This window comes from Streptomyces longhuiensis, assembly GCF_020616555.1.
Classification (GTDB): domain Bacteria; phylum Actinomycetota; class Actinomycetes; order Streptomycetales; family Streptomycetaceae; genus Streptomyces; species Streptomyces longhuiensis.
The window spans coordinates 7,615,035-7,637,599 of the sequence record NZ_CP085173.1; the positions used below are offsets into that span (position 1 = coordinate 7,615,035).

Here is a 22,565-nt window from a genome sequence, read left to right on the forward strand (position 1 = left end):
GTGAGACGCATGACGGCTCGACCCGCGAACGCGCACCAGGCGCGCCTGTTGCGTCTGCTGCGCGACGGCGGACCCAACTCCCGTGCCCAGCTGGGCGATCAGATCGACCTCTCGCGGTCGAAGCTGGCCGTCGAGGTGGACCGGCTCCTGGAGACGGGCCTCGTCGTGGCCGACGGACTCGCCGCCTCGCGCGGCGGGCGCCGCTCCCACAACATCCGGCTCGCCCCCGAACTGCGTTTCCTCGGCGTCGACATCGGCGCGACCTCGGTCGACGTCGCCGTCACCAACGCCGAACTGGAAGTCCTCGGGCACATCAACCAGCCCCTGGACGTCCGCGAGGGACCGGTCGCCGTCTTCGAGCAAGTGCTCGCGATGGCGGCCAAGTTGAGGGCCTCCGGGCTCGCCGAGGGGTTCGACGGAGCCGGGATCGGCGTCCCCGGACCCGTCCGGTTCCCCGAGGGCGTGCCGGTCGCGCCGCCGATCATGCCGGGCTGGGACGGGTTCCCCGTCCGCGAGGCCCTCAGCCAGGAACTCGGCTGCCCGGTCATGGTCGACAACGACGTGAACCTGATGGCGATGGGGGAGCAGCACGCGGGCGTCGCCCGCTCCGCGCGCGACTTCCTCTGCGTCAAGATCGGCACGGGCATCGGCTGCGGCATCGTCGTCGGCGGAGAGGTCTACCGCGGTACGACGGGCAGCGCCGGCGACATCGGCCACATCCAGGTCGAGCCCGACGGACGCCAGTGCGCCTGCGGCAACAAGGGCTGCCTGGAGGCCTACTTCAGCGGCGCGGCACTCGCCCGCGACGCCGAGGAGGCCGCCCGCGAGGGCCGTTCCGGCGAACTCGCGGCCCTGCTCGAAGGGGCCGGGAAACTCAGCGCGGCCGACGTGGCCGTCGCGGCGGCTGCCGGTGACGCCACCGCACTCGATCTCATCCGCGAGGGCGGCAACCGCACCGGGCAGGTCATCGCCTCACTCGTCAGCTTCTTCAATCCGGGCCTCGTGGTGATCGGGGGTGGCGTGACCGGCCTCGGCCACACACTGCTCGCCGCCCTGCGCACCCAGGTCTACCGCCAGTCGCTGCCCCTGGCGACCGGCAATCTCCCCATCGTCCTGGGCGAGCTCGGCCCCACCGCCGGAGTCATCGGCGCGGCCCGCCTGATCAGCGACCACCTGTTCTCACCGGCGTAACACCGCCCGGCACGACACCGCACGCGATCACCACACCAGTACGGCGTTCAGCTCCGCCCTGCCCTGGCACCGGCCCGCATCCGCCGAGGGGATCACTCATGCCACCGGAACCACCCCTGCTCACCATGTCCGGCATCACCAAGTCGTTCCCCGGCGTCCGCGCCCTCGACGGCGTGGACCTGGAGGTCCTGGCCGGTGAGGTGCACTGCCTCCTCGGCCAGAACGGCGCGGGGAAGTCCACCCTCATCAAGGTCCTCGCCGGCGCCCACCAGCCCGACGACGGCGCGATCACCTGGCGCGGCGAGCGCACGGTGCTCAAGTCGCCCATCGCCGCGATGCGCCTCGGCATCGCCACCATCTACCAGGAACTCGACCTGGTGGAGGGGCTGTCCGTCGCCGAGAACGTCTACCTCGGACACGAGCCGACCACCGCCGGCTTCGTGGTCCGCGGACGCGATGCCCGTACCACCACTGCCGCACTGCTGAAGCGACTTGGGCACGGTGAGATCGATCCGGGGACACTCGTCGGCGACCTCTCGGCGGCCCAGCAGCAGATCGTTTCCATGGCTCGCGCGCTCTCCCACGACGTCCGTCTCATCGTCATGGACGAACCCTCGGCGGCCCTCGACCCGGACGAGGTCGACAACCTCTTCCGCATCGTCGACTCCCTCACCGCCGACGGCGTCGCCGTCGTCTACATCTCGCACCGCCTGGAGGAGATCCGCCGGATCGGCGACCGCGTCACCGTCCTCAAGGACGGCCGGGCGGTCGCGGGCGGACTGCCGGCCAAGGAGACGCCGACCCGGGACGTGGTCGCCCTCATGACCGGCCGGAACGTCGAGTACGTGTTCCCCGAGCGCCCCACGGGACCCCTGCTCACCGAACCCGTCCTCACGGTCAGGAACCTCTCCCGGCATGGGGAGTTCGCGCCGCTCGACCTGGAACTTCGCCCCGGCGAGATCGTCGGCCTCGCGGGTCTCGTCGGCTCGGGGCGCTCCGAGATCCTGGAGACGATCTACGGCGCGCGCAAGGCCAGTACCGGACAAGTCGTCGTCGACGGACAGGTGTTGCGGCCCGGCAGCGTACGTGCCGCCGTCCGCGCCGGGCTCGGCCTCGCCCCCGAGGAACGCAAGGCGCAAGCCCTCCTCATGCTGGAGTCCGTCACCCGCAACGTCTCCGTCTCCTCCATGTCCCGCTTCTCCTACGGGGGTTGGCTGGACCGCGGCAAGGAACTCGACGCCGCGCGGGCCGCGACCCGCGAGCTGTCCCTGCGCCCCGACAACCCGTCCGTGCCGGTGCGCACCCTGTCCGGGGGCAACCAGCAAAAGGCCGTCCTCGCCCGCTGGCTCCTGCGCGGCTGCCGTGTCCTGCTTCTCGACGAGCCGACCCGGGGCGTGGACGTCGGCGCCCGCGCCGAGCTCTACGCCGTCATCCGCCGCCTCGCCGACGACGGCCTCGCGGTCCTCATGGTCTCCAGCGAGGTACCCGAGGTCCTCGGCCTCGCGGACCGGGTCCTGGTGCTGAGGGAGGGCGCGGTGGTCCACGAGTCGCCGGCGACGGAACTCGACGAACACCGGGTGCTCGACCTGGTCCTCGCCGGAGCCCACGAGACGCCTGATCAGGAGCGCCCCTGAAGGGGCGCGGGGCCGCCGCAGGCGCGGCTCCGCCACGTGGGCGCGCTCACCCACAGACAACCCGCACCCGAAGGGAGCCCGGCACCATGACCCAGCCCGCATCCCCCGCCCGGCCCGCCACCTCGAAGACCACGCCCGCCGGCCCCCGCCCGAAAGGGTTCCGCCCGGACATGCGGACCCTCTCCCTGGTGGGCGTGCTCGCCGCGCTGATCCTGATCGGCGGCATCACCCAGCCCGACTCGTTCCTCGACACGAACAACGTCCAGCTGATCCTCACCCAGGCGTCCGTCATCGGTGTCGTCACCGTCGGCATGACCTTCGTGATCATCTCCGGCGGCATCGACCTGTCGGTCGGCGCGATCGTCGCCCTCGCGAGCGTCTGGGCGACCACCGTCGCGACGCAGGACTACGGCTTCGCCGGAATCCTGTTCACCGCCGTCGTCGTGGGCGTCGCCTGCGGGCTGGTCAACGGGCTGCTGATCGCGTACGGCGGCATGGTCCCCTTCATCGCCACCCTCGCGATGCTCGCCTCGGGCCGCGGTCTCGCCCTCCAGATCACCGACGGCAAGACGCAGACCGTGTCCGTGGAAAGCGTCCTCAAGCTCGGCGAGCGCGACGCCTACATCCTCGGCATCCCGCCGCTCGTCCTCGTCTTCGCCGCCGTCACGGTCGTCGGCTGGCTGGTCCTGAACCGTACGACGTTCGGCCGCCGCTCCGTCGCCGTCGGCGGCAACGCCGAGGCCGCGCGGCTCGCCGGCATCGACGTACGCCGCCAGCGCCTCTACCTCTACCTCCTGTCGGGCCTGTGCTGCGGCATCGCGGCCTTCCTCCTGATCGTCCTCGCCGGCTCCGGACAGAACACCAACGGCAACCTCTACGAACTCGACGCCATCGCCGCCGCGATCATCGGCGGCACCCTGCTGACCGGCGGCCGGGGCACCATCACCGGCTCCGTGCTCGGCGTACTGATCTTCACCACGATCACCAACATCTTCGCGCTCAACAATCTGCAGAGCGACGTCCAGGAGATCGCCAAGGGGGCGATCATCGTCGCCGCGGTCCTGGTCCAGCGACGTACCTCCACCACCACTTCTTGACTCGGGAAGGGCCCACCGACATGCCAGAGACCACGAGCCGCAGAGGACTGCTCTTCGGGGCGGCAGCCGCCGTCACCACGGGCGGACTGCTGACCGCCTGCACGAGCAACGAGCCCAAGGACGCGAAGCCCGCGGCGAACGACAAGCCCGCCGCGGACGACAAGCCGGGCAAGCACGTCACCATCGGGTTCGCGGGACCGCAGGCCGACCACGGCTGGCTGAACGCGATCAACGACAACGCCACGGAACGCGCCAAGAAGTACTCCGACGTCACCCTGGAGGCGACGGAGGGCTCGAACGACACCGCCGCGCAGATCGGGCAGGTCGAGACGCTCATCAACAAGAAGGTCGACGTCCTGGTGATCCTGCCGGCCGACGGCAAGGCCCTCACCCAGGTCGGCCTGAAGGCGATGCGCGCCGGGATCCCCGTCGTCAACCTCGACCGGATCTTCAACACCCCGCAGGCGTACCGCTGCTGGATCGGCGGCGACAACTACGGCATGGGCCTGAGCGCCGGCAACTACATCGGCGAGCAGCTCAAGGACAAGAAGAACGCCAAGGTCGTCGAGCTCGCGGGCCTCGACAACCTGGAGCTGACCAAGCAGCGCACCCAGGGCTTCGACGACGCCCTGAAGAACTTCCCGAACATCAAGAAGGTCGCCCGCCAGGCCGCCGAGTTCACCGTCGAGTCGGGCCAGGCGAAGATGTCGCAGCTCCTCCAGGCGCAGAAGAACTTCGACGCCGTGTGGAACCACGACGACGACCAGGGCGTCGGCGCCCTGCGCGCCATCAAGCAGGCAGGCCGCGACGACTTCCTGATGGTCGGCGGCGCCGGAGCGCTCTCCGCCATGCAGGCCATCGAGGCCGGCAACAGCGTGCTCAAGGCGACCGTCCTCTACCCGCCGACCATGGCCGCCTCCGCGATCGACCTCGCGCGCGCCCTCGGCCAGAACAAGGGCGTCAGCGGCATGGCCGAGTTCGAGATCCCGGCCCACGTGACGCTCTTCTCGGCGGTCGTCGACAAGGACAACGTCGCCCAGTACATGCCGACCGGCTTCAAGTGATGGATGCCCCACAGCGCATCTCGCGGGACCGGCGTCGACGAGGAGGACTACTGCATGGGCACGACTGAGGAGCCCGGGGCCGGACCGCGCCCCCTGGGTGTCGGCATGGTCGGCTACGCCTTCATGGGTGCCGCCCACTCCCAGGGCTGGCGCACCGTGGGCCGCGTCTTCGATCTGCCGCTGCGACCGGTCCTCGCGGCCGTCTGCGGCAGGGACGGGCAGGCCGTCCGAGCCGCGGCCGACCGGCTCGGCTGGGCCGCGGCCGAGACGGACTGGCGGGCGCTGATCGCCCGGGACGACGTCGACGTCGTCGACATCTGCACCCCGGGCGACAGCCATGCGGAGATCGCCGTCGCGGCCCTGGAGGCGGGCAAGCACGTGCTGTGCGAGAAGCCGCTCGCCAACACGGTGGACGAGGCCGAGGCGATGGTCGAGGCCGCCGAACGAGCCGCTGCACGGGGTCAGTTGGCGATGACCGGCTTCAACTACCGGCGCGTCCCCGCCACCGCGCTCGCCCGCCGCATGGTCGAGGAGGGCCGCCTCGGTGCCCTGCGCCACGTCCGCGTCTCCTACCTCCAGGACTGGCTCGTCGACCCCGACTTCCCGCTCACCTGGCGGCTGAAGAAGGAGTACGCGGGCTCGGGTGCCCTCGGCGACCTGGGCGCGCACGCCGTCGACCTCGCGCAGTACCTGGCGGGGGAGTCCCTCGTCGGGGTCTCCGCGCTCACCGAGACGTTCGTACGGGAACGGCCGATCCTGGAGGGGGCGTCGGCCGGGCTCGCGGCGGGCGGCGGCGGGACCGGGCGCGGCCCCGTGACCGTGGACGACGCGGCGCTCTTCACGGCCCGCTTCGCCTCCGGGGCGCTCGGCTCCTTCGAGGCGACCCGCTTCGCCTCCGGCCGCAAGAACGCCCTGCGCATCGAACTCAACGGCGAGAAGGGATCGTTGGCCTTCGACCTGGAACGTCTCAACGAGCTCTCGTTCCACGACCACACCGAACCCGGGGTCAGCGCCGGCTTCCGCCGCATCCTCGTCACCGAGCCCGGTCACCCCTACCTGGAGGCCTGGTGGCCGCCGGGCCACGGCCTCGGCTACGAGCACACCTTCGTGCACCAGGCCCGCGATCTGGTCCATGCCATCGCCGCCGGCCGGCAGCCCGAACCGTCCTTCGCCGAGGGCCTGCGCGTGCAGCGCGTGCTCGCCGCCGTGGAGGAGAGCGCGCTCAAGAACTCCGTCTACACCCCCATCCCGGTCTGAGGAGGCACGGCTCATGCCACGCCAGTTCACCCTGTTCACCGGACAGTGGGCCGACCTGCCGCTCGAAGAGGTGTGCAGGCTGGCCCGCGACTTCGGCTACGACGGCCTCGAACTCGCCTGCTGGGGCGACCACTTCGAGGTCGACAAGGCCCTCGCGGACCCCGGCTACCTCGACTCGCGCCGCGCCCTGCTCGACAAGTACGGCCTCAAGTGCTGGGCGATCTCCAACCACCTGGTGGGGCAGGCGGTGTGCGACGCGATCATCGACGAGCGCCACCGGGCGATCCTGCCGGCCCGCATCTGGGGCGACGGCGAGGCCGAGGGCGTGCGACGGCGGGCCGCGGCCGAGATGGAGGACACCGCACGGGCCGCGGCGGCCTTCGGCGTCGACACCGTCATCGGCTTCACCGGCTCGTCCATCTGGCACCTGGTCGCCATGTTCCCGCCCGCGCCCGAGTCGATGATCGAGCGCGGCTACCAGGACTTCGCCGACCGCTGGAACCCCATCCTCGACGTCTTCGACGAGAACGGTGTCCTGTTCGCGCACGAGGTCCACCCGTCGGAGATCGCGTACGACTACTGGACCACGCAGCGCGCCCTCGACGCCGTCGACCACCGGGCCGCCTTCGGCCTGAACTTCGACCCCAGCCACTTCGTGTGGCAGGACCTCGACCCGGTCGGCTTCCTGTGGGACTTCCGTGACCGGATCTACCACGTCGACTGCAAGGAGGCCCGGCGCCGCCTGGACGGCCGCAACGGCCGCCTCGGCTCGCACCTGCCCTGGGGCGACCCGCGCCGCGGCTGGGACTTCGTCTCCGCGGGCCACGGCGACGTGCCCTGGGAGGACGTCTTCCGGATGCTGCGCTCCATCGACTACGAGGGGCCCGTCTCGGTCGAGTGGGAGGACGCCGGGATGGACCGGCTCCAGGGTGCCCCGGAGGCGCTCAAGCACCTCAAGGCCTTCGACTTCGAGCCGCCCACGGCGTCCTTCGACGCGGCCTTCGGCGGCTCCGACTAGCCGCAAGGCGGCCACGTTTGTCCTGCGCGGGGAGAAAGTCAACTCCTTTGCTGTGCAAGGGCTTTCCGTCCCGGACAAACGTGGCTACGGTCCAATGTTGTACAGGACATGCACAGTTCCGGGGTGACGGCGCACCCCGGCGTACCGATCGCACCCGCAGAGCGCATGCGCGACACGCCCCCGTCCGTACGCACGCCCTTTTCCGGAGGAACTCCGTGCACAGGAAACGCCCGAGATTCCGCAAGGCACTCGCACTCCTCACCGGCTCACTTCTCGCCGGAGCCTCACTCGCGATCGGCGCCCCGCACGCCGGCGCGGCGCCCGCCCCCGACGCCGCGGTCGCCGCCGCGGAGGACTTCCAGCAGGTCACCCTCGCCAAGGGCGCCGAAGAGGTCGGCGAGCCCATGTCGCTCGCCGTCCTGCCGGACCGCAAGGTCCTGCACACCTCGCGCGACGGCGTGCTGCGCCTGACCGACGAGAACGGCACCACCAAGGTCGCCGGCAAGCTCGACGTCTACTCCCACGACGAAGAGGGCCTCCAAGGCGTCGGCGTGGACCCGAAGTTCAGCGACAACCACTTCATCTACCTCTACTACGCGCCGCCGCTCGACACCCCCGCGGGCGACGCCCCGAACGACGGCACGGCCGCGGACTTCAAGCCCTTCGACGGCTACAACCAGCTCTCGCGCTTCGTGCTCAACGCGGACGGCACGCTCGACAACGCCAGCGAGAAGAAGATCCTGGAGATCCCCACCTCGCGCGGCATCTGCTGCCACGTCGGCGGAGACATCGACTTCGACAAGGACGGCAACCTCTACCTGTCGACGGGCGACGACTCCAACCCCTTCTCCTCCGACGGCTACACGCCGATCGACGAGCAGCCCACCCGCAACCCGGCCTACGACGCGCGGCGTTCGGCCGGCAACAGCAACGACCTGCGCGGCAAGGTCCTGCGCATCAAGGTCAACGACGACGCCACGTACTCCATACCCGACGGCAACCTCTTCGCCCCGGGCACGGACAAGACCCGCCCCGAGATCTACGCGATGGGCTTCCGCAACCCGTTCCGGATCAGCGTCGACAAGCCGACCGGCATCGTCTACGTCGGTGACTACGGACCCGACGCCGGCACCGCCGACCCGAAGCGCGGCCCCGCCGGCCAGGTCGAGTTCAACCGCATCACCAAGGCCGGCAACTTCGGCTGGCCGTACTGCACCGGCGACAACGACGCGTACATCGACTACGACTTCGCCACCAAGACGTCCGGCGCCGCCTTCGACTGTGCCGCGCCGAAGAACACCTCGCCCCACAACACGGGCATCGTCGACCTGCCGCCCGCCCAGCCGGCCTGGATCCCCTACGACGGCGGCTCCGTGCCCGAGTTCGGCACCGGCTCCGAGTCCCCGATGGGCGGCCCGGTCTACCGCTACGACGCGGCGAACACCTCGCCCGTGAAGTTCCCCGAGGCCTACGACGGTGACTTCTTCGCCGGTGAGTTCGGCCGCCAGTGGATCAAGCGGATCGAGCAGGACGGGGACGGCAAGGTCACCTCGATCAACCCGTTCCCCTGGACCGGCACGCAGGTGATGGACATGGCCTTCGGACCGGACGGCGCGCTGTACGTCCTGGACTACGGCCTGTCGTGGTTCGGCGGCGACGAGAACTCCGGCCTCTACCGCATCGAGAACGCCACCGACGGCCACTCGCCCGTCGTCGACGCCAAGGTCGACAAGACCTCCGGCCAGGCCCCGCTGAAGGCCCGCTTCTCCTCGACCGCGACCGACGCCGACAGCGACGCGCTGACGTACTCCTGGAACTTCGGTGACGGCACCACCGGCACCGGCGCCGCGCCCAGCCACACGTACAAGAAGAACGGCACGTACACCGCGACCGTCACCGCCAAGGACGCGACGGGCCGCACCGGCAGTGCCGACACCCACCTCGTCGTCGGCAACACCGCGCCCAAGGTGACACTCGAGCTCCCCGCGGACGGGCAGCTGTTCACCTTCGGTGACGAGGTGCCCTTCAAGGTGACGGTCACCGACCCCGAGGACGGGACGATCGACTGCTCCAAGGTCAAGGTCACGCACATCCTCGGCCACGACAGCCACGGCCACCCGATCACCTCGGCCAACGGCTGCTCCGGCACCATCAAGACCTCCGCGGACAGCGAGCACGACCCGAATGCCAACATCTTCGGGGTCTTCGACGCCGAGTACACCGACCAGGGCGCCAACGGCCAGCCCGCGCTGACCACCCACGACCAGAACGTCACCCAGCAGAAGCACCGCCAGGCCGAGCACTACGGCGACTCCAAGGGCGTCAGCATCACCGCCCACACCCCGGCGGAGGGCGGCAAGACGGTCGGCGACATCAACAACGGTGACTGGATCTCCTTCAAGCCGTACGTCCTGAGCAACGTCAAGTCGTTCAGCGCGAGCGTCGCCTCCGCCGGCAGCGGCGGCACGCTGGAGATCCGCAGCGGCTCCGCCACCGGACGCCTCCTCGGCAGCGCCAAGGTCGAACCCACCGGGTCCTGGGAGACGTACAAGGACGTCACCGGCACCATCAGCAAGGCACCCGCCAAGACCACGACGCTCTTCCTGGTCTTCAAGGGTTCGGGCACCGACGCCCTCTTCGACGTGGACGACTTCACCTTCACCACCGGCTGAGGAAGGAGCAGGACTGTGCGCACCTCCACCCGTATCGCCCTCGCGGCCTCCGCGGCCGCCCTGCTCATCGGCTGTGCCTCCGCTCCCGCGTCCTCCTCACCGGGGGACGCGGGGGCGGGGGGCCGGGTCCTGGTCTTCTCCAAGACCGCGGGCTTCCGCCACGACTCGATCCCCGAGGGGATCGCCGCCGTGAAGGACCTGGGCGCGGCCAACGGCTTCGCCGTCGACGCCACCGAGGACGCCGGCGCCTTCACCGACGCCAATCTGCGCCGCTACGACGCCGTCGTCTTCCTCTCCACCACCGGTGACGTGCTCGGCCCCGACCAGCAGACCGCCTTCGAGCACTACATCAAGAAGGGCGGCGGCTACGTCGGCGTCCACGCGGCCGCCGACACCGAGTACGACTGGCCGTTCTACGGCGGCCTCGCCGGCGCCTACTTCCAGAACCACCCGGCGATCCAGCCCGCCACGGTCAAGGTCGAGGACCGGGGCAACCCGGCCACCGCCCACCTCGCCCCGACGTGGAACCGCACGGACGAGTGGTACAACTACCGCTCCAACCCGCGCGAACACGCCCACGTCCTCGCCTCGCTCGACGAGTCGTCGTACACCGGCGGCACGATGGCGGGCGACCACCCCATCTCCTGGTGCCAGAACTACCAGGGCGGCCGCTCCTTCTACACCGGCGCGGGCCACACCAAGGAGTCGTACGCCGACCCGGCCTTCCGGCAGCACCTGCTCGGCGGGATCCGCTGGGCGAGTGGCGCCGCGCAGGCCGACTGTCGGCCCGAGAGCGGCTACACGTCCCTGTTCGACGGGACCGCCGAGTCGCTCAAGGACTGGAAGCAGGCCGGACCCGGCTCCTTCGAGCTCTCGGACGACGGCACGCTCACCTCGTCCGGCGGCATGGGCATGCTCTGGTACGCGGGCCGCTCACTCGGCTCGTACTCCCTGAAGCTCGACTGGAAGATGGCCGGGGACGACAACTCCGGTGTCTTCGTGGGCTTCCCGGAGTCCGACGACCCCTGGTCGGCCGTGAACAACGGCTACGAGGTCCAGATCGACGCGACCGACGCACCCGACCGCACCACCGGGTCCGTCTACAGCTTCCAGTCGGCCGACGTGAAGAAGCGCGACCGCGCGCTGAACCCGCCGGGGGAGTGGAACACGTACGAGATCCGGGTCGAGGGCGAGCACCTGCGGATCTGGCTCAACGGCGTGAAGGTCAACGACTTCACCAACACCGACCCCGCCCGGAGCCTGCGCGACGGGTACGTCGGGATCCAGAACCACGGCAACGACGACCAGGTGTCCTTCCGTGACATCCGGGTCAAGGACCTGCCCGCGAAGCCGGGCGCCGGGTCCGGCCACTAGACGACGGCGGGCGGGGGACGCCGGACCCCCGCCCGTCGTCCCGCACCACCACCGCAACTCCGGTTCCCGGTTCGCGTACGACAAGGAGGCTGCCCATGTCCGCCGAACCCACGTCCCCCACCGCCCGCTTCGGAGTCTGGCTCATCGGGGCCCGTGGCTCCGTCGCCACCACCGCGGTCGCGGGCTGCGCCGCCGTCGGCGCGGGCCTGCACCCCCCGACCGGCATGGTCACCGAGACCGAACCCTTCGCGGGCGCCGGTCTGCCAACGTTGTCGTCGCTCGTCTTCGGCGGGCACGACACGGTCGACTGCCCCCTGCCCAAACGCGCCGAACACCTCGCCGCCGGAGGCGTCCTGCCGTACGGCCTGCCGGCCGCGGTCGGCGCCGAACTCGCCGCCGCCGACCGGGAGATACGCCCCGGAGGCCCCCAGCCGGGGGACTCCCGCTCCGACGACGAACTCGTCGCCGACTTCGCCGCCGACATCCGTGACTTCGTCGACCGCGGCGGACTCGCCGGCGCCGTCGTCGTGAACGTGGCGTCCACGGAACCCGCCCCCGACAGCAGCCGGCTGCCCGCCAGCTCCCTCTACGCGGCGGCCGCCCTGCGCGCGGGCTGCCCGTACGTCAACTTCACCCCCTCCACCGGCCTGCACCACCCCTCGCTCGCCGATCTCGCCGCCACCAGCGGCCTGCCCCACGCGGGGCGCGACGGCAAGACCGGCCAGACCCTCCTGCGGTCCGTGCTCGCGCCGATGTTCCTCCAGCGCTCCCTGTCCGTGCGGGCCTGGTCCGGCACCAACCTCCTCGGCGGCGGCGACGGCGCCGCGCTCGCCGACCCCGGTGCCGCAGCGGCGAAGAACGCGGGCAAGGAACGCGTCCTCGCCGACGCGCTCGGGGCCGCGCCCGAGGGCGAGGTCCACATCGACGACGTGCCCGCGCTCGGCGACTGGAAGACGGCCTGGGACCACATCGCCTTCGACGGGTTCCTCGGCTCCCGCATGATCCTCCAGACGATCTGGCAGGGCTGCGACTCCGCGCTCGCCGCCCCCCTCGTCCTCGATCTGGCCCGCCTCCTCCTGCGCGCCCACGAGAAGGGTGTCGAGGGGCCCCTGCCCGAACTCGGCTTCTACTTCAAGGACCCCGACGGCGACGCGTCCCCCGCGCTCGCCGAGCAGTACGCGACCCTGCTCGGTTTCGCTGGACGCCTGCGGTGACCGGCCGCGCGCAGCACCTGCGGGCCTGGGCCGAACTCCTGCGTCTGCCCGCCCTGTTCACGGTCCCCGGCGACGCGCTCGCGGGCGCGTCCGCGGTGGGCCTGCGCCCCGGCCGGGGCACCTTCCTCGCCATCGGGTCGTCCCTGTGCCTCTACGAGGCGGGGATGGCCCTCAACGACTGGGCGGACCGCGCCGAGGACGCCGTGGACCGCCCGCACCGCCCGCTGCCGTCAGGGCGAATCCGCCCCGCAGCGGCCCTCGCGGCAGCGGGCGCCTTCACGGCGGGAGGTCTGGCCCTGGCTCACCGGGCGGGCCGCCCGGCGACACTGCTGGCAACCGCTCTGGCCGGCACGGTCTGGGCGTACGACCTCGGCCTGAAGAGGACCCAGGCGGGTCCGGTGGCCATGGCAGCGGCGAGAGGGCTGGACGTCCTGCTCGGGGCGGCCGCCACAGCCCCCCGCCGCGGGCAGGCGTTCCGCAAGGCGGGACGGGTGGGCACAGCCCCGGACGCCGGGGACCCGGAACACGGCCTGGGGGCCGCTCTCCCCACGGCGACAACGATCGCCGCCCACATCCTCGCTGTCACCACGGTGTCCCGCAACGAGACCCAGGGAGGCAACACCGCAGCCCCCCTGGCCGCCCTGGCCGCGTCCCTCACCCTGGCCCGGTGGACGGGCCGTACCCACGAACTCCCGGCAGGCCGGCGGGTAGCAGCCGCCCCCGGCCTGTCGGGCTCCATCACCACGGCCCTGGCGGCCGCCTACGCGGGGGCGACGGCCCGCCCCTACTTCCACGCGGCCCTCAACCCCTCCCCACCCCTCACCCAACGCGCAGTGGGCGCGGGCATCCGTTCCCTGATCCCCCTCCAGGCGGCCCTGGCCGCCAGGGCCGGCGCCCCCAGGACCGCCCTGATCACCGCCGCCCTCGCGCCGCTCGCGCAGCGCATCGCCCCGAAGGTGAGCGTCACATGACCATCCGCTGGGGATACGGCACCAACGGCCTGACCGACCTCCGCCTGGAGGACGCCCTCGCGGTCCTCGCCGACCTGGGCTACGACGGCGTCGGCCTCACCCTCGACCACATGCACCTGGACCCCCTGGTCCCCGACCTGCCCACCCGCACCCGGCAGGTGGCCCGCGTCCTCGACCGGCACGGCCTGAGCGTCACCGTCGAGACGGGCGCCCGCTACGTCCTCGACCCGCGCCGCAAGCACGGCCCCTCGCTCCTCGACCCCGACCCGGACGCGAGAGCCTCCCGTACCAGGCTGCTCATCAGGGCCGTGCAGGTCGCCGCAGACCTCGGCGCCCACGCCGTGCACTGCTTCAGCGGCATCACCCCGGACGGCACGGACGACGGCACCGCGTGGAAGCGGCTCGCCGACGCGCTGGCCCCCGTCCTCGACGCGGCCTCCGCCGCCGGTGTCCCGCTGGCCATCGAGCCCGAGCCCGGCCACCTCCTGGCCACGCTCGCCGACTTCCACTACCTCCGCGAGGAGTTCGGCGGCCCCGAGGCGCTCGGTCTCACCCTGGACATCGGCCACTGCCAGTGCCTGGAGCCGTTGCCGCCCGCCGACTGTGTGCGCGAAGCCGCCCCCTGGCTGAAGCATGTACAGATCGAGGACATGCGACGGGGCGTCCACGAGCACCTCCCGTTCGGCGACGGCGAGATCGACTTCCCGCCGGTGCTCGAAGCCCTCGAAGCCACCGGCTACCAGGGACTGGCGGTCGTGGAACTGCCCCGCCACTCCCACGCGGGACCCCAGCTCGCCGAGGAATCGCTGCGGTTCCTCCGCGTCGCCGCCGAAGGAGGCACCCCATGACCGGCACACCTCCCGGCATCGCCGCCCTCCGCGCCCGCACCGACGCCTCCCTCGGTGAGACGGCCCGCACATGGCTCGACAAGGCCGCGGCAGAGGCCGCCGCAGATGACGCGGACGGTCAACAGGCTTATCCAACATGGGAGGTGCGGTTCGCCGAAGCCGGGCGCCGTTGCGGTGCCGAGCACGCCGACAGCGCCCGCATCGTCCTGCTGCACGCGGCCCGCGCCGACACCGCCACCCTCACCCGGCTCTACGAACAGGGCGCCGCCGCCGAACGCCGCGCCGTCCTCGCGGCCCTTCCCCACCTCGTCGCGGGACCCGAAGCGCTGCCCCTCGTCGAGGACGCGCTGCGCACGAACGACACCCGGCTCGTCGCCGCCGCCGTCGGTCCCTACGCCGCCGAGCACCTCACCGCGCACCACTGGCGGCACGCCGTCCTGAAGTGCCTCTTCACCGGCGTACCGGTGTCCGCCGTCGCCGAGCTCGCCGAACGCGCCCGCGGCGACGCCGAACTCGCCCGCATGCTCGGCGACTACGCGAACGAGCGCACCGCCGCGGGCCGTCCCGTCCCCGACGACCTGCACCGCGTACTGGCCCTGACCACGCCACCTCCCCACAAGGCCGAGGAGTCCTGATGCGCATCTTCGACCCGCACATCCACATGACGTCGCGCACCACCGACGACTACGAGGCCATGTACGCCGCCGGCGTACGGGCGATCGTCGAGCCGTCCTTCTGGCTCGGCCAGCCCCGCACCTCGCCCGCCTCGTTCTTCGACTACTTCGACGCACTCCTCGGCTGGGAGCCCTTCCGCGCCGCGCAGTACGGGATCGCCCACCACTGCACGCTCGCCCTCAACCCCAAGGAGGCGAACGACCCGCGCTGCACGCCCGTCCTCGACGCGCTGCCCCGCTACCTCGTCAAGGACAACGTCGTCGCCGTCGGCGAGATCGGCTACGACTCCATGACCCCCGCCGAGGACACCGCGCTCGCCGCCCAGCTCCAGCTCGCCGCCGACCACGAACTCCCCGCGCTCGTGCACACCCCGCACCGCGACAAGCTCGCCGGACTGCGCCGCACCCTGGACGTCGTGCGCGAGTCGGCCCTCCCGCTCGACCGCGTCCTGATCGACCACCTCAACGAGACCACGGTGAAGGAGGCCAAGAACGCGGGCTGCTGGCTCGGGTTCTCCGTCTACCCCGACACCAAGATGGACGAGGAGCGGATGGTCGCGATCCTCACCGAGTACGGACCCGAGCAGGTCCTCGTCAACTCGGCCGCCGACTGGGGCAAGAGCGATCCGCTCAAGACCCGCAAGGTCGCCGACGCGATGCTGAAGGCCGGCTTCACCGAGGACGACGTCGACCGCGTCCTGTGGCGCAACCCCGTCACGTTCTACGGCCTCAGCGGCCGGCTCGATCTCGACGTCGCGGGGACCGACGCCACCCACGAGGGGAACTCCATCCTGCGCGGCGGGGCGTGAGCGATGCGCTTCCGCCACCCCGACGGGTCCACCGTCCACCTCGCGTACTGCACCAACGTCCATCCCGCCGAGACCCTCGACGGCGTGCTGGCCCAGCTGCGCGACCACTGCGAACCCGTCCGCAAGCGCCTCGGCCGCGACCGGCTCGGCATCGGCCTGTGGCTCGCCAAGGACGCCGCCCGAGCCCTCACCACCGACCCCGTCGCCCTGCGCGGCCTGCGCACCGAACTCGACCGGCGCGGCCTCGAGGTCGTCACCCTCAACGGCTTCCCGTACGAGGGGTTCGGCGCCGAAGAGGTCAAGTACCGCGTGTACAAGCCCGACTGGGCCGACCCGGAGCGCCTCGCGCACACCGCCGACCTGGCCCGTCTCCTCGCCGCGCTGCTCCCCTCCGACGTCACCGAGGGCACCGTCTCCACGCTGCCCCTCGCATGGCGCACCGCCATCGACCCGGCCCGCCGGGACGTCGCGTACGCCGCGCTCACCACCCTCGCCGAGCGGCTCGACGCCCTGGAGGAGCTGACGGGCCGCTCCATCCGCATCGGCCTCGAACCCGAGCCGGGCTGCACCGTCGAGACGACCGGCGACGCGATCGCCCCGCTCATGGCCGTGGCCCGCGACCGTATCGGTGTCTGCGTCGACACCTGCCATCTCGCCACGTCCTTCGAGGACCCGGCCACCGCGCTCGCCGCCCTCGCCGCCGCCGCGATCCCCGTCGTCAAGTCCCAGCTCTCCGCGGCACTGCACGCCGAGCACCCCGAAAGGGCCGAGGTCCGCGAGGCGCTCGCCGCCTTCGACGAACCCCGCTTCCTGCACCAGACCCGCACCCTCACCCCCGAAGGGCTGCGCGGCACCGACGACCTCGGCGAGGCGCTCGCCGGCGGAGCGCTCCCCGACACCGCGCCCTGGCGCGCCCACTTCCACGTACCGCTGCACGCGGCGCCCGCGGCCCCCCTCACCTCCACGCTCCCGGTGCTCAAGGACACGCTCACGCGTCTGGTCGGCGGCGCGCATCCGCTCACCCGGCACCTGGAGGTCGAGACGTACACCTGGCAGGCGCTCCCGCCCGAGCTGCGCCCCCGCGCCCGTACCCAGCTCGCCGACGGCATCGCCGCCGAACTCACCCTGGCCCGCGATCTCCTGACGGACCTCGGCCTGAAGGAACTCCCATGACAACTCCCGACACGGACACGACAGCCGACCGGACGGAGACGGGCCCCAACCCGCTGCTCGTCCTGGACGTCGTGGGCCTCACCCCGCGCCTCCTCGACCACATGCCCCACCTCAAATCGCTGGGCCGGACGGGTTCCCAGGCCCACCTCGGCACGGTCCTGCCCGCCGTCACCTGCGCCGCCCAGTCGACGTTCCTCACCGGCACCATGCCGTCCGAGCACGGCATCGTCGCCAACGGCTGGTACTTCCGCGAGCTGGGCGACGTACTCCTGTGGCGTCAGCACAACGGACTCGTCGCCGGCGACAAGCTCTGGGACGCGGCCCGCCGCAGCCACCCCGGGTACACGGTCGCCAACATCTGCTGGTGGTACGCCATGGGCGCCGACACCGACATCACCGTCACACCCCGGCCGGTGTACTACGCCGACGGCCGCAAGGAACCCGACTGCTACACCAGGCCGCCGGCCCTGCACGACGAACTCACCGAGAAACTCGGCACGTTCCCCCTCTTCCACTTCTGGGGCCCGGGCGCCGACCTCGTCTCCAGCCGGTGGATCGTCGACGCGACCCGCCACATCATGGCCACCCGCCACCCCGACCTGGCGCTGGCCTACGTCCCCCACCTCGACTACGACCTCCAGCGCTTCGGCCCCGACGACCCGCGCTCGCACCGGGCGGCGGCCGACCTCGACGCCACCCTCGCGCCACTCCTCGACGACGCGAAGGCCGAGGGCCGCACCGTCGTCGCCCTCTCCGAGTACGGCATCACCCGTGTCGAGCGGCCCGTCGACATCAACCGCGTCCTGCGCCGGGCCGGACTCCTCGAAGTGCACACGCAGGACGGCATGGAGTACCTCGACCCGATGACGTCGCGGGCGTTCGCGGTCGCCGACCACCAGATCGCGCACATCTACGTGCGCCGCCCGGAGGACCTCGACATGGTCCGCGAGGCGCTGAAGGACGTGCCCGGCATCGAACAACTCCTCGACGACGAGGGCAAGAAGGCCCACCATCTCGACCACCCGCGCTCCGGGGAACTCGTCGCCGTCGCCGAGCCCGACGCGTGGTTCACGTACTACTACTGGCTCGACGACGACCGCGCGCCCGACTTCGCACAGCTCGTCGAGATCCACCGCAAGCCCGGCTACGACCCCGTCGAGCTGTTCATGGACCCCCAGGACCCCTACGTCAAGGTGAAGGCCGCCGGTGCCCTGGCCCGCAAGAAGCTCGGCATGCGCTACCGCATGGCGGTCGTGCCCCTCGATCCCTCACCCATCCGCGGCAGCCACGGCCGCCTCCCTTTGAGCGACGACAGTCCCGACGGTCCGCTCATCCTGTGTTCCACCCCCCGCGCCGTCACCGGCCGTGTCGCGGCCACCGACGTGAAATCGCTGTTGCTCGACCTGGCCGGTCTCGCATGAGCCCGGTGCGCATCCGCACACTCCCCGCACCCACCCGAGAAAGAGAGAGACCGTGACCGCGTTCAACGATGAATCCGGACCCGGCGACGCCCTTCGCCGCGCTCTCGGCGTCAGCCGCCGCAGCTTTCTGAGCACCTGCACCGCGGCGGGGGCCGCCGCCATCGCCGCACCCGTCTTCGGCGCATCGCCCGCCCTCGCCCAGAGCGCGCACAACGGCGGCGGAGGCGGCGGCCACGCCCTCGTCCCGGCGTCCAAGCGCGGCATCATCCTCTACACCGTGCGCGACGCCACGGGCAGGGACCCGCTCGCCTCGAACCTGCCGTCCGGGTTCCGCGAGGTCTTCAAGGAGCTCGCCCGCCACGGCTACAAGCAGGTCGAGTTCGCCGGCTACGGCCAGCACGCCAACGCGCCCGGCGGCGCCAACCTCGAAACCGTCGAGGGCGCCAAGCTGCTGCGCTCCTGGCTCGACGAGTACGGCCTGCGCGCCCAGGGCAACCACGGCTTCATCCCGGGGTCGTGGCCGCTCAGCCAGCCCGACCTCGACACGTTCAAGAAGCACCTGGAGATAGCCAACATCCTCGGCATGGACCACATGGGCACCGGTGGCGACCCCACCGGCAGCGCCTACCGGTCCGACTGGGACGCCGCCGCCGACAAGTGGAACGCGCTCGGCAAGATCGCCCACAGCGCGGGACTCAAGCTGTACACGCACAACCACGACGCGGCGTACGGCTTCCTGCTCGACGGCGGGCCCCTGGACGCGCAGGGCAAGCCGACCCGTAGCTCCGGCATCCGCAAGCTGGAGTACTTCCTCAAGGTGACCGACCCGAAGACGGTCTGGCTGGAGATGGACATCTTCTGGGCGCACGTGGCCCAGTACAAGTTCCACACCTACACCGCCCACGACGGCTCCCAGCGGGAGAACGTCTTCGACCCGGCGGCGCTCGTACGCCGCAACAACAAGCGCTACCCGCTGTTCCACGCCAAGGACGGCACGGTCAACACGACGAACGGCATGGGCTACGACATGGTGCCGTTCGGCACCGGAGTCATCGACTACGAGAAGTTCTTCACCCGTGTCGGGGCGATGAACTACCACAACCCGATGGTGGAGCAGGACAACGCGCCCAGCGACACCGACCTCGGCCAGTCCCTGAAGTACGCGAAGATCGGCTACGACAACCTGGCCGGACTGCGCAAGAAGCACTGACGTCAGGGCCCACAGGAGTGGGGCCCGGCCACAAGGCCGGGCCCCACTCCCATGAGCACTTCCAGTGGCTGCTCCCTACGCGGTGGCCACCACCTTCTCCGCCTTCTCGCTCCCGGGCTGCCGCAGCAGCAGCGCCACGGCCGCCGCCACCATCGATACACCGCCGGCGAGCGCGTACGCACCGTTGTAGCCCCACGCGGCGACCACCATGGAGCCGAGCCCGCCGCCGAACAGGCCGCTGACCAGCTTGCCGCTGTACACCAGGCCGTAGTTGGTGGCGTTGTAGTTCTCACCGAAGTAGTCCGGCGTGAGCGCCGCGAACATCGGGTAGAACGCGCCGCCGCCGAAGCCCGACAGGAACGCGAAGAACAGGAACAGCCACTCACTGTGGATGTCACCCGCCCAGATGACGCCGAACTGGGCGAGACCGAGGACGACGATGACGAACACCAGGCTGACCTTGCGGCCCCAGATGTCGGAGAGCCAGCCGACGACCGCACGGCCGACGCCGTTGATGACCGCCATCACACCCATCGACGACGCGGCGACCAGCGGCCCGAAGCCGACCTCCTTCGCGAAGTCCACCTGGAACGAGATGCCGAAGATCGACACACCGGCCGTCAGCACGAGGCTGAACCACATGAGCGGCAGCATGCCGGTCCTGACGGCCTCCATGGGCGTGAACTGGCGTACGGCGGGCGGGTTCTTGGCGAGGGACCTGGCGCCCTTGTCCGAGCCCGACTTCTTCAGCGGGTCGACCTCGTGCGGCCACCAGTTCTTCGGCGGGTCCCGGAAGAAGAACGCACAGGCGAGCACGACCACCAGCACATAGACACCGATCATGTCGAGCACACGGTGGTAGTTCGACGTGTCGAACGCGTAGTTGAAGATGAAGATGAACGGAAGGGACCCGTACGCGAACCCGCCGTTGACGAAACCGGTCCTGCCGCCTTTTCGCTCCGGGAACCATTTGCCGACCATGTTGATACAGGTCGAGTAGACGAGGCCGGAGCCCAGCCCGCCGATGACACCGAATCCCAGGATCGCCAGCCACACGTTGTCGAAGTGGGACAGCGCGAGGAATCCGAACAGGCAGAGGAAGGCACCGAGCATGGTGGCGCCCTTGGCGGTCAGGATGCCCTTCTCCCGCATCCATCCGGCCGGGAAGGCGATGCCCGCCTGGAAGAACACCCAGACGCTCAGGATCCAGAAGGTGTTCGACTGCGTCCAGCCATGTGCGCTGGAAAGCGTGTCCTCCGCCGAACCGTACGCGTACTCGGAAACGCTGATGGCCATCATCGCTACCCATGGCAGATACACCATGAACTTACGGGAATGGCCGAGGATGTCGCGGTCCGTCTCGCCTACGCGATAGACGCGGCCGTTCTCGTCGGTGATTTCTCGGTACCTGCTACCAGTGGTCGTCGCTGAGTTGCCTGCGGCGATGGGCTCAGCCGTCATATCAAGCCATCTCCTCACCGAGCGGTTGCGGGTTGGGTTGAATGTCACGGGACTTGGACCTGCCGGGTTGCGACAGGAAGAGCGCGATGAAGCCGGCGAAGAAGGAGATGCAGCCCGCCAGGACGAAGGCACCGGAGTGTCCCCAGGCCCCGACGACCACGGCGCCCATCCCCGCGCCCAGTCCGGAGACGAGCTTGGAGCTGTAGACCATGCCGTAGTTGGTGGCGTTGTTGTTCTCGCCGAAGTAGTCCGCGGTGAGCGCCGCGAACATCGGGAAGATGGCGCCGCCGCCGAAGCCGGAGATCGCGGAGAAGATCAGGAACAGCGGCAGGTTCTTGGCCTCGGCCGACCAGAGGATGCCGAACTGGGCGCACCCGAGGATGGCGCACACGGCGAGCAGACACTGCTTGCGGCCGTAGCGGTCGGAGAGCCAGCCGATGACGCCGCGCCCGGTGCCGTTGACGAGCGCCTTCAAGGACATCGCGGCGGCGACGATTCCGCCGGCGAAGCCGGCCTCCTCGCCGATGTCCACCTGGAAGGCGATGCCGAAGATGTTCACGCCGGAAGTGCAGGCCAGACAGAACCACATCAGGGCCACCCGGCCGGTCCGCCAGGCCTCCAGCGGGGTGTACTGCTTGACGGCCGGCGGGTTCTTCTCCAGGGAACGCCGGGCGCGCGGGTCCTCCGGCGGATTGAGCGGATCGACGCTCGCGGGCCACCAGTTCTTCGGCGGATCCCTGAAGAAGGAACCGGCGAACGCGACCATCGCGGCGAGCAGAACGCCCACCGTCAGCAGCACCCAGCGGTAGTTGGTCAGGTCCATGTAGCCGGTGAACAGGAAGACGAACGGCACCGAACCGTAGGCGAATCCGCCGTTGACGAAGCCGGTCTTGCCGCCCCTGCGCTCCGGGTACCACTTGCCCACCATGTTGACGCAGGTGGCGTACACCATGCCCGCGCCCATGCCGCTCAGCACGCTGAAGCCGATGTAGGCGAAGACGACGTGTGGTGCCAGGGCCAGCGACAGATAGCCCATGAAGGTGCCCGACGCGCCGATCATCATCGCCCAGCGGGCCGGCAGTCTGCCGCTCTCACGCAGCCTGCCCGCGGGGAAGGCGACCGCGGCCTGGAAGAACACCCAGACGGTCATCATCCAGAAGATGTGCAGGCTGTTCCAGTCGTGCGCGGTGTGCAGAGTGTCCTCGGCGGACGCGAACGCGTACTCGGCGGAGGAGATCCCCATCATGCCCACCCAGGGCAGGATCACCATCCACTTGCGCTTGCGGCCCAAGATGTCGATATCGGTCTCGCCAACCCGGTACACACGGCCGTTGGCGTCCGTCACCTCCCTGTAAGGGACGGAGGTTGATAGATCGGTTGCGGTCATGACGGTCGCACCCCTTGCGTCGAAAGATCTGGCCAGCGCCCCCTGTCCAAATTCCTTTCGCGTGCGCATGGGTCCCGGGGCCGGCCTGCG

Annotated in this window: 18 protein-coding genes; 16 read left to right on the plus strand and 2 right to left on the minus strand. The window is 70.6% G+C overall.

Annotated features, from left to right (window positions below; all coding sequences use genetic code 11):
- Positions 1–9 precede the first annotated feature (9 nt).
- The 16 genes from LGI35_RS34800 (at position 10) to LGI35_RS34875 (ending at position 19,627) form a co-directional block, all read left to right on the plus strand.
- A complete protein-coding gene (locus LGI35_RS34800) occupies positions 10–1,191 on the plus strand; it encodes an ROK family transcriptional regulator (RefSeq protein WP_227298247.1) in 1,182 nt (393 codons plus the stop codon).
- 98 nt (positions 1,192–1,289) lie between these two features.
- Positions 1,290–2,825, plus strand: a complete 1,536-nt coding sequence (locus LGI35_RS34805) for a sugar ABC transporter ATP-binding protein (RefSeq protein ID WP_227298248.1) — start codon at positions 1,290–1,292, stop codon at positions 2,823–2,825.
- Between the two features lie 86 nt (positions 2,826–2,911).
- Positions 2,912–3,922, plus strand: a complete 1,011-nt coding sequence (locus tag LGI35_RS34810) for an ABC transporter permease (protein WP_227298249.1) — start codon at positions 2,912–2,914, stop codon at positions 3,920–3,922.
- Positions 3,923–3,942: 20 nt separating this feature from the next.
- A complete protein-coding gene (locus tag LGI35_RS34815; RefSeq protein ID WP_227298250.1) occupies positions 3,943–4,986 on the plus strand; it encodes a substrate-binding domain-containing protein in 1,044 nt (347 codons plus the stop codon).
- 54 nt (positions 4,987–5,040) lie between these two features.
- Positions 5,041–6,243 carry a Gfo/Idh/MocA family protein gene (locus LGI35_RS34820; RefSeq protein WP_227298251.1) on the plus strand — a complete coding sequence of 401 codons (1,203 nt, stop codon included), beginning with the start codon at positions 5,041–5,043 and terminating at the stop codon, positions 6,241–6,243.
- Positions 6,244–6,256: 13 nt separating this feature from the next.
- Positions 6,257–7,261 (plus strand): sugar phosphate isomerase/epimerase family protein, encoded by a 1,005-nt coding sequence (locus LGI35_RS34825; protein WP_116507835.1) that lies wholly within the window; start codon positions 6,257–6,259, stop codon positions 7,259–7,261.
- Between the two features lie 215 nt (positions 7,262–7,476).
- Positions 7,477–9,933, plus strand: a complete 2,457-nt coding sequence (locus LGI35_RS34830; protein ID WP_227298252.1) for a PQQ-dependent sugar dehydrogenase — start codon at positions 7,477–7,479, stop codon at positions 9,931–9,933.
- A gap of 15 nt (positions 9,934–9,948) precedes the next feature.
- Positions 9,949–11,307: a ThuA domain-containing protein gene (locus tag LGI35_RS34835; RefSeq protein WP_227298253.1), complete on the plus strand. Its 1,359-nt coding sequence runs from the start codon at positions 9,949–9,951 to the stop codon at positions 11,305–11,307.
- 95 nt (positions 11,308–11,402) lie between these two features.
- The gene (locus LGI35_RS34840; RefSeq protein WP_227298254.1) at positions 11,403–12,521 is read left to right on the plus strand and encodes an inositol-3-phosphate synthase; all 1,119 of its coding nucleotides are present in this window, start codon (positions 11,403–11,405) and stop codon (positions 12,519–12,521) included.
- Positions 12,518–13,492 carry an SCO3242 family prenyltransferase gene (locus LGI35_RS34845; RefSeq protein WP_227298255.1) on the plus strand — a complete coding sequence of 325 codons (975 nt, stop codon included), beginning with the start codon at positions 12,518–12,520 and terminating at the stop codon, positions 13,490–13,492. Before LGI35_RS34840 ends, LGI35_RS34845 begins: the two co-directional genes overlap by 4 nt.
- Positions 13,489–14,340 (plus strand): sugar phosphate isomerase/epimerase family protein, encoded by an 852-nt coding sequence (locus tag LGI35_RS34850; protein ID WP_227298256.1) that lies wholly within the window; start codon positions 13,489–13,491, stop codon positions 14,338–14,340. Before LGI35_RS34845 ends, LGI35_RS34850 begins: the two co-directional genes overlap by 4 nt.
- Positions 14,337–14,975 carry an EboA domain-containing protein gene (locus LGI35_RS34855; protein WP_227298257.1) on the plus strand — a complete coding sequence of 213 codons (639 nt, stop codon included), beginning with the start codon at positions 14,337–14,339 and terminating at the stop codon, positions 14,973–14,975. Before LGI35_RS34850 ends, LGI35_RS34855 begins: the two co-directional genes overlap by 4 nt.
- A complete protein-coding gene (locus LGI35_RS34860) occupies positions 14,975–15,823 on the plus strand; it encodes a TatD family hydrolase (protein ID WP_227298258.1) in 849 nt (282 codons plus the stop codon). The genes LGI35_RS34855 and LGI35_RS34860 overlap by 1 nt, the downstream gene beginning before the upstream one ends.
- Before the next feature lie 3 nt (positions 15,824–15,826).
- Complete coding sequence (gene eboE, locus LGI35_RS34865) at positions 15,827–16,996, plus strand: metabolite traffic protein EboE (protein ID WP_227298259.1); 1,170 nt, start codon at positions 15,827–15,829, stop codon at positions 16,994–16,996.
- On the plus strand, positions 16,993–18,417 hold the full coding sequence (locus tag LGI35_RS34870; RefSeq protein ID WP_227298260.1) for an alkaline phosphatase family protein: 1,425 nt from the start codon (positions 16,993–16,995) through the stop codon (positions 18,415–18,417). Before eboE ends, LGI35_RS34870 begins: the two co-directional genes overlap by 4 nt.
- 52 nt (positions 18,418–18,469) lie before the next feature.
- On the plus strand, positions 18,470–19,627 hold the full coding sequence (locus LGI35_RS34875) for a sugar phosphate isomerase/epimerase family protein (RefSeq protein WP_227298261.1): 1,158 nt from the start codon (positions 18,470–18,472) through the stop codon (positions 19,625–19,627).
- 75 nt (positions 19,628–19,702) lie between these two features.
- Here the strand turns inward: LGI35_RS34875 and LGI35_RS34880 are convergent, their stop codons facing one another.
- Positions 19,703–21,088 carry an OFA family MFS transporter gene (locus LGI35_RS34880; RefSeq protein ID WP_227298262.1) on the minus strand — a complete coding sequence of 462 codons (1,386 nt, stop codon included), beginning with the start codon at positions 21,086–21,088 and terminating at the stop codon, positions 19,703–19,705.
- Position 21,089: 1 nt separating this feature from the next.
- On the minus strand, positions 21,090–22,475 hold the full coding sequence (locus LGI35_RS34885; RefSeq protein ID WP_227298263.1) for an OFA family MFS transporter: 1,386 nt from the start codon (positions 22,473–22,475) through the stop codon (positions 21,090–21,092).
- Positions 22,476–22,565 lie beyond the last annotated feature (90 nt).

Coding starts and splice junctions, on each gene's coding strand:
- LGI35_RS34880 (WP_227298262.1), bottom strand. CDS start 21,088: ATGACGGCTGAGCCCATCGCCGCAGGCAACTCAGCGACGACCACTGGT.
- LGI35_RS34820 (WP_227298251.1), top strand. CDS start 5,041: ATGGGCACGACTGAGGAGCCCGGGGCCGGACCGCGCCCCCTGGGTGTC.
- LGI35_RS34860 (WP_227298258.1), top strand. CDS start 14,975: ATGCGCATCTTCGACCCGCACATCCACATGACGTCGCGCACCACCGAC.
- LGI35_RS34805 (WP_227298248.1), top strand. CDS start 1,290: ATGCCACCGGAACCACCCCTGCTCACCATGTCCGGCATCACCAAGTCG.
- LGI35_RS34885 (WP_227298263.1), bottom strand. CDS start 22,475: ATGACCGCAACCGATCTATCAACCTCCGTCCCTTACAGGGAGGTGACG.
- LGI35_RS34850 (WP_227298256.1), top strand. CDS start 13,489: ATGACCATCCGCTGGGGATACGGCACCAACGGCCTGACCGACCTCCGC.
- eboE (WP_227298259.1), top strand. CDS start 15,827: ATGCGCTTCCGCCACCCCGACGGGTCCACCGTCCACCTCGCGTACTGC.
- LGI35_RS34840 (WP_227298254.1), top strand. CDS start 11,403: ATGTCCGCCGAACCCACGTCCCCCACCGCCCGCTTCGGAGTCTGGCTC.
- LGI35_RS34870 (WP_227298260.1), top strand. CDS start 16,993: ATGACAACTCCCGACACGGACACGACAGCCGACCGGACGGAGACGGGC.
- LGI35_RS34810 (WP_227298249.1), top strand. CDS start 2,912: ATGACCCAGCCCGCATCCCCCGCCCGGCCCGCCACCTCGAAGACCACG.
- LGI35_RS34800 (WP_227298247.1), top strand. CDS start 10: ATGACGGCTCGACCCGCGAACGCGCACCAGGCGCGCCTGTTGCGTCTG.
- LGI35_RS34815 (WP_227298250.1), top strand. CDS start 3,943: ATGCCAGAGACCACGAGCCGCAGAGGACTGCTCTTCGGGGCGGCAGCC.
- LGI35_RS34855 (WP_227298257.1), top strand. CDS start 14,337: ATGACCGGCACACCTCCCGGCATCGCCGCCCTCCGCGCCCGCACCGAC.
- LGI35_RS34825 (WP_116507835.1), top strand. CDS start 6,257: ATGCCACGCCAGTTCACCCTGTTCACCGGACAGTGGGCCGACCTGCCG.